General features: G+C 66.8%; 11 protein-coding genes. 6 read left to right on the top strand and 5 right to left on the bottom strand.

Features of this window, described 5'->3' with window-relative positions:
• Positions 1-32: 32 nt before the first annotated feature.
• Entirely contained in the window at positions 33-1547 is a 1515-nt protein-coding gene (locus ACTJKQ_RS17590) for a tripartite tricarboxylate transporter permease (RefSeq protein WP_116749611.1), read from the bottom strand.
• 10 nt (positions 1548-1557) lie between these two features.
• Positions 1558-1980 (bottom strand): tripartite tricarboxylate transporter TctB family protein, encoded by a 423-nt coding sequence (locus ACTJKQ_RS17585; RefSeq protein WP_056067517.1) that lies wholly within the window; start codon positions 1978-1980, stop codon positions 1558-1560.
• 152 nt (positions 1981-2132) lie between these two features.
• Here ACTJKQ_RS17585 and ACTJKQ_RS17580 point away from each other — a divergent pair, with 152 nt between their 5' ends.
• The 4 genes from ACTJKQ_RS17580 to ACTJKQ_RS17565 all read left to right on the top strand — a co-directional run bounded on the left by ACTJKQ_RS17580 (position 2133) and on the right by ACTJKQ_RS17565 (position 5729).
• Complete coding sequence (locus tag ACTJKQ_RS17580; protein ID WP_440597578.1) at positions 2133-2831, top strand: response regulator transcription factor; 699 nt, start codon at positions 2133-2135, stop codon at positions 2829-2831.
• Positions 2812-4302, top strand: a complete 1491-nt coding sequence (locus tag ACTJKQ_RS17575) for a sensor histidine kinase (protein ID WP_440597577.1) — start codon at positions 2812-2814, stop codon at positions 4300-4302. The genes ACTJKQ_RS17580 and ACTJKQ_RS17575 overlap by 20 nt, the downstream gene beginning before the upstream one ends.
• On the top strand, positions 4299-5072 hold the full coding sequence (locus ACTJKQ_RS17570; RefSeq protein WP_440597576.1) for a YkgJ family cysteine cluster protein: 774 nt from the start codon (positions 4299-4301) through the stop codon (positions 5070-5072). Before ACTJKQ_RS17575 ends, ACTJKQ_RS17570 begins: the two co-directional genes overlap by 4 nt.
• A gap of 120 nt (positions 5073-5192) precedes the next feature.
• A complete protein-coding gene (locus ACTJKQ_RS17565; RefSeq protein WP_192421260.1) occupies positions 5193-5729 on the top strand; it encodes a hypothetical protein in 537 nt (178 codons plus the stop codon).
• A 167-nt stretch (positions 5730-5896) separates the two neighbouring features.
• Here the strand turns inward: ACTJKQ_RS17565 and ACTJKQ_RS17560 are convergent, their stop codons facing one another.
• Together ACTJKQ_RS17560 and ACTJKQ_RS17555 are read right to left on the bottom strand one after the other, a co-directional pair.
• Positions 5897-6328, bottom strand: a complete 432-nt coding sequence (locus ACTJKQ_RS17560) for a nuclear transport factor 2 family protein (RefSeq protein WP_440597575.1) — start codon at positions 6326-6328, stop codon at positions 5897-5899.
• Positions 6325-7335: a zinc-dependent alcohol dehydrogenase family protein gene (locus tag ACTJKQ_RS17555; RefSeq protein WP_440597574.1), complete on the bottom strand. Its 1011-nt coding sequence runs from the start codon at positions 7333-7335 to the stop codon at positions 6325-6327. Before ACTJKQ_RS17555 ends, ACTJKQ_RS17560 begins: the two co-directional genes overlap by 4 nt.
• Positions 7336-7444: 109 nt before the next feature.
• Here ACTJKQ_RS17555 and ACTJKQ_RS17550 point away from each other — a divergent pair, with 109 nt between their 5' ends.
• The gene (locus tag ACTJKQ_RS17550) at positions 7445-8320 is read left to right on the top strand and encodes a LysR family transcriptional regulator (RefSeq protein ID WP_208758677.1); all 876 of its coding nucleotides are present in this window, start codon (positions 7445-7447) and stop codon (positions 8318-8320) included.
• Positions 8321-8362: 42 nt separating this feature from the next.
• Here ACTJKQ_RS17550 and ACTJKQ_RS17545 read toward each other — a convergent pair whose 3' ends face one another.
• Complete coding sequence (locus tag ACTJKQ_RS17545) at positions 8363-9319, bottom strand: LysR family transcriptional regulator (RefSeq protein ID WP_440597573.1); 957 nt, start codon at positions 9317-9319, stop codon at positions 8363-8365.
• A 174-nt stretch (positions 9320-9493) separates the two neighbouring features.
• Between ACTJKQ_RS17545 and ACTJKQ_RS17540 the strand changes: the two genes are divergently transcribed.
• Positions 9494-11134, top strand: coding sequence for an argininosuccinate lyase (locus tag ACTJKQ_RS17540; protein WP_440597572.1), 1641 nt, complete (start codon positions 9494-9496; stop codon positions 11132-11134).
• The last annotated feature ends 30 nt before the right edge of the window (positions 11135-11164 follow it).

Below are 11164 nucleotides of genomic sequence, written 5' to 3'. Positions count from 1 at the left end.
GGCCGCCAAAGCGGCACACAGAGAGTCAATCTTCAGGATGCAACGGGGTCCGTCACCACCAGCTCCTTGGCCTTGCCACGCTGGCGGAAAAACGCCACCGTTTGCCACAACACGAATGCGGCGATCAGGCTGATCAGCGTGCCGCTGATAGGACGGTTGATGAACACCTCAAAGCTACCGCGCGACAGCAGCATGGAGCGGCGGAAGTTCTCTTCGAGCATGGGGCCCAGGATGAAGCCCAGCATCAGCGGCGAGGGGTCCATCTCCAGCCGCATGAACAGGTAGCCCAGCGCACCAAACGCTACGGTGATGAACACGTCGTCCAGGTTGTTGTTGATGCTGTAGGTGCCAATGCAGCAGAAGAACAAGATCGCGGGGAACAACACGTTGTACGGAATCTTGAACACCGACAGCCAGTAGCGCACCAGCGGCACGTTCAGCACCAGCAGGAAGCAGTTGCCGATCCACATGCTGGCGACCAGACCCCAGAAGAGTTCGGGGTGGCCAGCAATCATGTTGGGGCCGGGCTGGATGCCCTTGATGATGAACGCGGCCATCATCAGCGCCATCACGGCGTTCTCGGGGATACCGATGCTCATCAGCGGGATGAAGCTGGTGCGTGCAGCCGCTTCGTCCGCTGCAGCCTGGCCAGCCACGCCTTCGATGCAGCCGGTGCCGATTTCGTGGCGGTACTTGCTGACCTTCTTGTCCAGCGCATAGGCCGCAAACTGGGCGATCACGGGGCCGCCGCCGGGCAGGATGCCCAGGATGGAGCCCACAACGCTGCCACGCAGTGCGCTGGGGATGATGCGCTTGAACTCGGGCCAGGTGGGCATGAGCTTGATCTTGCCGTTGAAGGGCGAGCGCTCTTCACGCGAGTCAAGGTTCTTGGCGATCTCTGCAATGCCGAAACAGCCCAGCGCAATGCTCACAATGCCCACGCCGTCGGCCAGGAACGGAGCGTCCCAGGTGAAGCGGGCCAGGCCGCTGTTCACGTCGGTACCGATGGAGCCCAGCAACACGCCCACCATGCACATAGCCAGGCCATTGAGCAGGCTGCCCGTGGTCACAAAGCTCACGCACACAAAACCCACCAGCATCAGCGCGCAGTAGTCGGCAGGGCCGAACAAAAAGGCCACCTCGCCCAGGCTGGGCGCAAGGAACGCCAGCACCACGATGGCCACCGTGCCCCCGATGAAGCTGGAGAACCCGGCGGTGAACAGGGCCAGCCCCGTTTTCCCTTTCAGCGTCATCGCATACCCGTCGATACACGCCACGATACTGCTCGCATGCGGGATCTTCATGGTGATGGCGCTCACGCTGTCGCCGTACTGCGCACCGTAGTAAATACCGGCCAGCATGATGAGCGCGCCGGTGGTGTCGATGGAATAGGTCAGCGGCAGCAGCAGGCTGATGGTGGCCAGCGGGCCCAGGCCCGGCAGCAAGCCCACCAGGGTGCCCACCGTGCAGCCCAGGGCGCAGAACATCAGGTTCTGCAGCGTCAGCGCGTGGCTGAAGCCAAACGCGAGGTTGTTCAAGACTTCCATGGCGGCGACCTCAGTACAGCGGCAGGCTCACGCCCAGCAGCTTTTGGAATGCAAACGCGATGCCGACCAGCACCGCAGCGATCTTCAGGTTGCGCTTCCACGAGTACGACGTACCCGCAAACCCCGAGCAGAACACCAGAAACACGATGCCCGCGATCATGTTCACAAAGTGCGACAGCGCCGCAAAGCCGCACAGGCTGCCCAGAATGATGGCGATGTTGCGCACCTGGAAGTCCATGGGCACCGGCGCCACCAGGCGCGCGCGCACCACGGTGATGACCCCGATCACAAACAGCATGCAGCTGACGATGAACGGGAACATGCCCGGCCCTGCGCGGCCGAGCGTCCCCAGCGAATAGCTCATGGACGGCAGGCCAAAGCCCAGCGCCAAAGCCATGAGGGCAAAGCCTCTGAGTAGATTGCGGTTGATCATGTAAAGGTTGTCTCCTGATAGGCTGGACGACCCCATCCGGCGGTGCAAACGGCGCGCAGGGCTGGGGTATGCTGACGGGCAGACTATCTCCATCGAACCTGATCGCAGGCTGATCTTGGCCATGCGTAATTTCACGTAGAACCCCGACCTCCATGCGCCTCCTCCTGGTGGAAGACGACCCGGTGCTCAGCCGCACCATGGCCCAGGGCCTCGAAAACGCGGGCCACCGCGTCGAACTGGCCCATACCGTCGAAGAAGCCCAGCACTGGTGGGCCGTACAGGCTTTCGACGCTGTGCTGCTGGACCTGAACCTGCCCCACGCTGCCCACGCGCGCAGCGGCCTGGGCAGCGGCCTCACCGCCCTGCGCAGCGCCCGTGCGCGCGGCGACCGCACCCCCGTGCTGGTGCTCAGTGCCCGCGACAGCACCGAGGAGCGCATTGCCGGGCTGGACGCCGGCGCCGACGACTATCTGGGCAAGCCCTATGAACTCAAAGAGGTGGAAGCGCGCCTGCGCGCGCTGCTGCGGCGCGCCAGCGGCACCGCCGACATCGTCACCGTGGGCCAGCTGGTGCTGGACCGCCAGGCGCGCCGCGTCAGCGTGGCCGGGCAACCGCTGGAGCTGCCCGCGCGCGAGTTCGATTTGCTGTGGGAGCTGATGACCCCGCCCGGCCGTGTGCTGAGCAAGGGCGACTTGTCCTCGCGCCTGTCGGACGGCAGTGAGGTGGTGGGCGAAAACGCGCTGGAGGCCTCGTTCTCCCGCCTGCGGCGCAAGATTGCGGGCAGCGGCGCGGCGATTCGCACGCTGCGCGGGCTGGGTTACGTGCTAGAGGATGACATTGGCCAGTCCTGAACCCGGCCCCGCACCGCTGCACCAGCAGCCGCCCGACCTGCGCCAGCGCATCGGCCGGCGCGTGCTGCTGTCACTGGTGCTGATCTGGGGGCTGGGCAGCACGGTGGTGCTGGGCGTGGGCAACCACTTTGTGGCCGAGGCATTTGACCGAGCGTTGCTCGATGACGCACACGCCGTGGCCGCCCATGTGCGCGGCGGCCAGCCGACAGATCCTGCGCGCGACCCTTTGCGGCTGGACCTCACGCCGCGCGAGGTGGGGCTGCTGCGTTTTGACCAGAGCGAAACCGTATGGTTTGCGGTGTACGCGCCCGATGGCAGCTTCATCGCAGGCGACCCCCACTTGGCGCCGGGCGTGGTGGCGGCGGGCAGCAGCCACGCCTTTTCGCAGCTTTCGCAAGACGGGCGCGAACTGCGGCGCGCCACCTTGCAGATTGCCGGGCCGCCCTCTTTCACCGTCGTCATGGCGCAGACCACCGCCGAGCGCACGCAGCTGCTGCGCAGGCTGCTGGTGTACTCGGGCCTGGCCCAGCTGTGGCTGCTGGTAGTGCTGGGGTCGTGGCTGCTGCGTGGCATAGAGCGCGACCTGCATCCGCTGGGTGCACTGCAGGACGCCATGGACCAGCGCGACGCTGCCGACCTGCAACCCCTGCCGCCCGCGCTGACACAACAAGCCAGCACCAGCGACGTGCAACGTCTGGGTGTGGCCCTGGACGGCTTGCTGGCGCGGGTGCAGCAAAGCCTGCATGCGCAGCGCGAATTTGCGGGCAACGTGGCGCACGAGCTGCGTACACCGCTCGCAGGCATCCGCGCCCAGGCCGCCCACGCGCTGGCCCACAACGACCCGGCCGTCTGGCGCAGCGAAATCGAGGGCATCGCCCAAGCCGAGCAGCGCGCCAGCCGCACCGTGGACCAGCTGCTGGCCCTGGCCCGTGCGGCCGAGGGTGGCATCGCGCTGACGTTGCAGCCCTTGGCCTTGCACACGCTGGTGCGCGACGTGCTGCTGCGCTACCTGCCACGCGCCGATGTCCTGGGGGTGGACCTGGGCGCCGAGGGGCTGGACCACGCCCTGGTGGTGCGGGGCAACACAGCGCTGGTCGAAGGCATCCTGAACAACCTGCTGGACAACGCACTGCGCTACGGGCGCGGCACGCCACCCCGCATCACCGTGGCGCTGCACACCGAGCCCGGCTTCGGTGTGCTGCGCGTGACCGATAACGGCCCCGGCGTGGATGCCACGCTGGCGCAGCAGCTGCAACAGCGCTGGGCGCAGGGCGACCAGGGCCAGCGCCTGGGCCAGGGTGCGGGACTGGGCCTGGCCATCGTGGCGCGGTATGTGCAGTTGATGGAAGGACGGCTGGAGCTTGCGGCAGCCAGCGACACAACCGACGGATCTGGCTTGGCGGCCAGCGTGTGGCTGCCGTTGGCGCCCAATACGCCTGCCCCCTCCGGCACGCTCCCCACATCCCCATGACGAGCCCGCCCGACCCAGCACTGACCGCGGCAGAGCAAGCGGCCTTCCTGCAGTCCATCGCCCGCGTGCGCAGCGCGGCTGGGCGGGCCTTGCGGGCGGTGCAGGCCCACGCCATGCAGGGCGCAGCTGCCCATGGCACCGAAGCCAACGCCGCCGCCCAGGCCGCCGAAACCACCGAGCCCGCAGCCCAGGCCGCCGTCGATTTCATCGCACAACTGCACAAGGGCCTGGATACCGTGGCAGAACAAGCCCGCGCCACCGGCCCCCAGCCAGCGTGCCAGGCGGGCTGCGCGCACTGCTGCCACCTGCGCGTGGAGGCGACGGAGCCCGAGGTGCTGCACATCGCCCAGCACCTGCGCACGCTGCCCGGCGCGGACCAGGCCACAACCACGCAGCGCCTGCAGCAGCACCTGGCGGCGGCAAGCGCGGGCACCACGCGCCAGCCCTGCAGCTTTCTCGTCAATGATCGGTGTGCCATCTACAGCGTGCGCCCTGCCGCCTGCCGCAAGGCGCATTCCTTGTCGGCTGCGCACTGTGCAGAGCAATCGCCCACCATCCCGCAAAACCTGCGCCTGCTGTTGGACGCCGAAGCGCTGATGGCCGGCACCGCCCTGGCCTACCGCGACCAGCCCTTGCCCGCCAGCGCCCACGAACTCAACGCCGCCGTGCTGGCAGCCCTGGGCGGCACACCGCTCCACGCACCCAGCGCTCTGCTGCGCTGGTACCGGGGTGACGAAGGCGCGCTGGCCCTGCCCACCACATTGCCGTGAAAGCCCACGCGCCTTGATGTCCATCAAGACCCACCGCCACCAGCCGCCCACAATGCAGCCAGCCCCGCAGCCGCCTGGCCGTGCGGCCGAACTTCTCGAAGCCCCCCCGCCTCACGCCTGATGACTCAGCCCACCCTCCGCTCCTGCGCCCCCCTCCACCTGGCAGCCGCTGCCGCCATGGTGGCGGGCCTGGCAGGCTGCAGCAAGCCCGAAGCCACCGGCCCCGCCACCACCAGCTTCGATGCCATCACCACCGCGTGCACCCAATTCCTGGCCGCACGGCAACCCCATGTACTGCCTGGCGCTGCGGGCGACTGGACCCTGACCGGCTACAGCCCTGCCCTGGTCCAGCCCGAAGTCACGCGCACCGAATCCACCGTGACACCCTACGTAGGCAAGCTCGTCATCAAGGACAACGAGGCCCAGGCCCACGCACCTACCGAAGCCGCCGCCCAGGCCATCACCCTCACCCCCGCGCACCTGCTGTCCAACCGCACGCACACCTTCATCTACAGTTTTGACGGCACCCAGTGGCGCTGGCAGAACGGCCAGCGGCTGACCAAGATACCGGGGCAGAACGACCGGCTGGAGGCCGTGGCGCTGGCGGATGTCTCAGCAGCAGGGCCCAGGGGGTTTGCGGGGTGCTTGCCGCGTTGAGCCGGATCAATTCGCTCTCTTTTTAATAGCTACTACCGCATGGTTCACTATCGCTTCAGGCTGTTTTTGATCAAATTCCGCATCCACACAGCCCAGCGAGGCCTTGTACAGCCTGGTGCCGCACGCCAGCCCTGAGGGCCGTCGCGCAGCCAAACCATTCACACCGCTCATTCCAGGTCGGCATCCAGCCGGGCGATCAGGCCCTGCGCATTCACGGTGATGTCGAGGTTGCCGATCTCGTGACCAAAATCCCCCGTGAAGTCCACCCGCACCCTCGCGCGCTGCGGCCCCAGGCGTTGCATCGACAGGAACCGGGTCACCGTCTGGTAACCGACGAAGTACTGTTCGACATAGCGGCTTATTCCGGCATGGCCATCAAAACGGTGGCCCGTGGAGGGGTCGTCGATCACGGCATCGTGTGCAAAAAGGGCGAGCACCCGCTCCACCGCAAATGCGTTGGTGGCCGCGATCAGCGCATCGGCAACGTGGCGCAGGTGTTCGTGCGTGGGGGCCATCGCACCATGCCGCAGGCCTGCTGCGTCGTCCCTGCTGGCTGCCCCGCCGGCGCTTTCTGCCAAAGGTTGACCCGGCTGGCTCATGGCAGCACGCTGACCACCACCTTGCCTCGGGCGCGGCCGCTGGCGACCAGGGCGTGCGCCGCTTCGGCCGTGTCCAGCGTGAAGCTGGTGGGGTCGAGCAATGGCTCCAGTTGCCCCGCTTCCGCGAGCAAGGTGGCCTGCTCCATGATCTCGCCGTGGTGTTCACGGAACTCCCCCGTGAGGATGGGAAGCAGCGTGAACACCCCAGAGAAAGTAGCACCCCGGAACGACAGCGGCGCCAGCTTGTGGGTGCCCCAGCCCAGCGAAGTCACCACGTGGCCCGAGTAGCGGCGGACCGCCACAAACGACGCATCCAGCACTGGCCCACCCACGGTGTCGTAAACGATATCGAAGCCCTGGCCGTCGGTGAACGCGTGGACATAGGCCTCGACCGAGGTCGTTTCATGGTCAATCGGCGTGGCCCCCAGAGACCGGATGTAACCGGCCTGCGCCGCCGTGCCCGTGGCGAACACCTCGGCACCCCGGGCGCGGGCCAGCTGCACGGCCACATGGCCCACGCCACCCGCGCCGCCGTGCACCAGCACCTTGTGCCCGCTGCGCACGTTGGCGCGGTCCACCAGGCCCTCCCAGGCGGTGATGAAGACCAGCGGCAAGGCCGCTGCCTGGCGCATGGTCAACCGGCCTGGCTTGTGGGCCAGCAGCCGGGCATCCACTGCAGCGTATTGCGCCAGGCTGCCTTGCAGCCCGCCGATGCCGCCGGTAAAGCCATACACCGCATCCCCCACCTTGAAGCGAGAGACGCCCTGCCCCACCTCCTCCACCACGCCGGCAAGGTCCATACCCAAAACGGCCGGCAGCGGTTGCTGGGCGTGCTCGGCGGCGCCCGCGCGGATCTTGGTGTCCAGCGGGTTCACGCCGCTGGCGTGGATGCGGACCAGCACCTGGCCCGCCGCAGGCTGGGGCCGGGGCAGCAAAGTGGTTTTCAGTGCGCCGTGGGGGGATGCGAGCACCAGGGCCTGCATGGTGGGGACGGGAGAGGTGGACATGGCGTATTCCTTCGCGGGGTTGAACAGTGCCGCCAGTTTTTACCTTTCTCTTTTGAATGAAAAGCCACAATATTGAAACCTTGTCATTCACTTTTGTATGATGCAGCCGATGAACTGGGATGACGTACAGGTGTTCTTGGCCATTGCCCGGCACGGCACGCTGGGTGCGGCAGGCCGCGCCCTCCAACAAAGCCAGCCCACCATGGGCCGCAGGCTGAAGGCGCTGGAGCTTTCTCTGGGCCACACCCTGTTCCAGCGGACCTCCGAGGGCTTCGTCTTGACCGACGAAGGAGCCGCCGTGCTGCGCCACGCCGAGGGCATGGAAGCGCAGGCGCTGTCGTTCTCCCGCCAACTGGACGGCGCAGACCAGCAGCTGGAAGGCGCGCTCCGGGTATCGACCTCTGACTGGTTTGGACTGCATGTGCTGGCGCCGCTGTGTGCCGCGTTCACCAACCACCACCCCCGCGTCAGCATCGAACTCCTGACCGATGCGCGCCTCTTCAGCCTGGCGCGCCGCGAGGCGGACCTGGTGGCGCGCATCGTTCCTTTTGACGAGCCCGACGTCATACAGCGGCAGCTGATGCATGTGCCCTATGCGCTGTACTTGCAGCGGGGCGCAGACATGCCCACGGACGATGCGGACCTTCGCCTCATCACCATGGACCTGGGATTCAGCGAGATGCCGGACGCGGCCTGGCTGCGCGAGGCCTTTCCTTCGGCGCGCATCGCGTTTCGCAGCAACAACCGGCACGTGCAGGCCGTGGCCTGCGCATCGGGCGCGGGCCTGGCCGTACTGCCTTGCCCGTTGGGTGACTCGCACCCCGGCCTGCAAAGGGTGGAACGTACCCCAACGCCGCCAGGGCGCGATGTGTGGCTGGGTTACCACCGGGACCTGCGCCGGGTCCCCCGGCTGCGCGCGCTGGTGGAAATGCTGATGCAAGCGCTGGGCCCTGCTCAGGGCGATGCAGGCGACCAGGGCGGCTGACAAAACGCTGGGAGCGCCGTCGCAGCGCTTGGCTGATGGCGGTCAGCGACCCAGCCCTGCCCCAACGGCCAGCACATACTCGATGAAGCTGTGACACGGGTGGCTCTGGTGCGCAAGCACATCTGCCTTGACCAAAACGCCCAACGGCCCCACCGCCTGTGACTTCCACGGCAAGACCGCCAGCTCTCCACGCTGAACCAGCGGCCGCAGCAGGCTGGCGGGCGCGCACATCAGCATGTCGCTGTCGGCCAGCATGGCGTATGCAATCTCGGTCGAACGGCTCGACACGCGGCACAGCTCAGGCACACCACCCAGTTCATCGAAGAGGCTCTCCACCTGCTGGGGTCCCAGCCCGGTCAGGGGTGGGGCCAGCCAGCGCTGCGCCAGCAGCTCTGCGGCGGTGACGGTGGCCTGCCGGGTCAGAGGATGCTCCGGGCGACAGGCCACCACAAACCCATCCTGCAGCGCGGCGCAAAACGCGAACCCTTGCGGCAGCGGGGTCGGTTCGCGGCAGATGGCCAGGTCCAGCGTCCCCTCCTGGATGCTCTCCAGCAAATTGTCGATCGTGACCTCGTGGACATCGATGGCCGCATCCGGGTGTGCGGCAACGTAGGTCGGGATGGCCACCGTGAGCAGGCCGTTGATGCCCGCCGCAATGCTGCCAATGCGGATCAGCGCGGACGCTGCGCCCTGCTGCATCAGCGCGGCATTGCCTGCTGCCGCCTGCAGAGGGACCAGCGATGCGCGCAACAGCGGCAGGACCGCCTCTCCCAGGCGGGTCAAGCGCATGCCCTTGGAGTGCCGCTCGAACAGAGGGCCGCCCAGAGAGCTTTCCAGCTCGACCAGCGCATGGGTCGCGGCGGGCTGGCTCAGTCCAATGGAGGAAGCCGCCCGGTGCAGGCTCTGCAGGTCGGCGATCGCAATGGCCAGCTGCAGGTGCTTGAGGCGCACCCGCCCCAGGATGCGGTTGAACAGGACGGAAGGCGTCAAATCCGGCATGGCTTATTCAAAAATTGAATTCACTTAAAAAAGAAGCATTGGCCTTGCGGCGCCTGCTATGGAACGATCGCGCGCTGGCAAGGAGCAAACCCACGCCAGATGCATTCAATTAACGAATCTTATCCCCGCACCAGCCTGCCGCTGGATGCGAGAGATCTCAGGAGACAAACCACCATGCCATCACCTCAGCGCCAGCCCCTGCGCACGATCACCTTGCGCCCCACCCATTTCCTGCTCGCTCCGGTCGTGGGCGCACTCCTGGCCATGGGCCAGGCACAGGCCGCAGACACCCTGGACACCGCCTGCAAGACCACCGCCGAATGCCAGGCACAGGTCGCCAAGATCCAGGGGCTGGTCAAGGGGGACGCCACCAGCGCCTTGTCCAAGTCGCAGGACACCTTCTACTGGTTTGGCCGCATCAACATGGCATCGACCGTGGTCAACGTGGAGCAAGGCATCATCCCCAAAGCCCAGGCGGGCCGCATTGCGAGGGGCGTGGAGTTGTCGATCACGCAGGCGACGGCCCCGGGCGGCAAGCGCCCCACCGATGTGCTGCAGGTCGAGAAGATCATCACGGACGCCGTGGGTCCAGAGGCCACGCTGATCCACACCGGGCGCAGTCGCCAGGACATCCACTCCACCCTGAACGCTGCGCAGTTGCGCCTGGAGATGCTGGACTTTGCCGATGCCCTGGACCAGGTGCGCGCACGGCTCATCACCATCGCACAGGCGCACACCGCCACCTATGTGCCCGCCTACACCAATGGCGTGCAGGCCATGCCCATCAGCTATGGGCACTACCTCATGGCGTTTGCCGATTCGTTCGCCCGCGACTCGGCACGCATCCGCGAGGCCTATGCCCGCATCAACCTCAGCCCCATGGGCACGGCGGTGCTGGCCAACTCCAGTTGGGGCATCAACCGGGAGCGCCTGGCGCAACTGCTGGGGTTTGACGGGCTCATCGTCAACTCGCTGGATGCCGGACAGATCAGCACGTATGACATCCCGATCGAGGCCGCGTCCATCGCCAGCTCCACCGCCATCCGCGTGGGCGCTTTCATGCAGGATGTGCACACCCAGTACCACCAGACCCGGCCATGGATGCTGCTGGCCAGCTCCAAGACCTACACCAGCAGCGCCATGCCGCAAAAGGCCAACCCCGGCATCATCCAGAACACCCGCGCCAAGGCCAGCGATGTGGTGGCGTCGGCCCAGGCATCGCTGTGGCGCGCCCATAACGTCACGCCCGGCATGATCGACTACAAGAACACCTGGAGCCCCGGCAGCGCCAAGACCTTTGTCCAGGGCGTGGAGATGCTGCAGCAGCTGGCCGATGTGCTGGACTCGCTGCGCATCGACCCAGCCCGCGCACTGGACGAACTGGAATCCGAATGGACCACGTCGATGGAGCTGGCCGAAACCCTGCAGCGTACCCATGCCATTCCGTTCCGGGTGGGTCACCACTTTGCGTCGGACGTGGTGGTGTATGCCAAGGAGCGCAACATCCGGCCCAAGGACTTTCCGTATGCCGAAGCCGTGCGCATCTACCGCGAAGCGGGCAAAAAGTACGACATCAAGGACCAGCGCCTGCCCCTGACGGAAAAGGAATTCCGCCGCGCCCTGTCCCCCGCCGAGATGGTGCTGACCCGCACCGGCACAGGCGGCCCCCAGCCCCAGGAGGTCGCGCGCATGGTGGCCGCTGCCAAGGACACGCTGGCCAAGGACCGCGCCTGGTCGGGTGAAGCCCGGCAGCGCCTGCTGGCCGCCGAGGCGGCGCTGAACGCGGCGTTTGAGGGCGTGAAGTCACTGCCCTGAACGGGGGATGTCCGGGGGCGGGCCTGAGGA

It is taken from the genome of Acidovorax sp. 22279, from assembly GCF_052045435.1.
Lineage (GTDB): Bacteria > Pseudomonadota > Gammaproteobacteria > Burkholderiales > Burkholderiaceae_C > Acidovorax > Acidovorax delafieldii.
Note: the sequence above shows the minus strand (reverse complement) of the source record. Positions and strands in the feature narration are given on the sequence as shown.

Coding starts and splice junctions, on each gene's coding strand:
- ACTJKQ_RS17540 (WP_440597572.1), top strand. CDS start 9,494: ATGCCATCACCTCAGCGCCAGCCCCTGCGCACGATCACCTTGCGCCCC.
- ACTJKQ_RS17555 (WP_440597574.1), bottom strand. CDS start 7,335: ATGTCCACCTCTCCCGTCCCCACCATGCAGGCCCTGGTGCTCGCATCC.
- ACTJKQ_RS17570 (WP_440597576.1), top strand. CDS start 4,299: ATGACGAGCCCGCCCGACCCAGCACTGACCGCGGCAGAGCAAGCGGCC.
- ACTJKQ_RS17590 (WP_116749611.1), bottom strand. CDS start 1,547: ATGGAAGTCTTGAACAACCTCGCGTTTGGCTTCAGCCACGCGCTGACG.
- ACTJKQ_RS17550 (WP_208758677.1), top strand. CDS start 7,445: ATGAACTGGGATGACGTACAGGTGTTCTTGGCCATTGCCCGGCACGGC.
- ACTJKQ_RS17580 (WP_440597578.1), top strand. CDS start 2,133: ATGCGCCTCCTCCTGGTGGAAGACGACCCGGTGCTCAGCCGCACCATG.
- ACTJKQ_RS17585 (WP_056067517.1), bottom strand. CDS start 1,980: ATGATCAACCGCAATCTACTCAGAGGCTTTGCCCTCATGGCTTTGGCG.
- ACTJKQ_RS17575 (WP_440597577.1), top strand. CDS start 2,812: ATGACATTGGCCAGTCCTGAACCCGGCCCCGCACCGCTGCACCAGCAG.
- ACTJKQ_RS17560 (WP_440597575.1), bottom strand. CDS start 6,328: ATGAGCCAGCCGGGTCAACCTTTGGCAGAAAGCGCCGGCGGGGCAGCC.
- ACTJKQ_RS17545 (WP_440597573.1), bottom strand. CDS start 9,319: ATGCCGGATTTGACGCCTTCCGTCCTGTTCAACCGCATCCTGGGGCGG.
- ACTJKQ_RS17565 (WP_192421260.1), top strand. CDS start 5,193: ATGACTCAGCCCACCCTCCGCTCCTGCGCCCCCCTCCACCTGGCAGCC.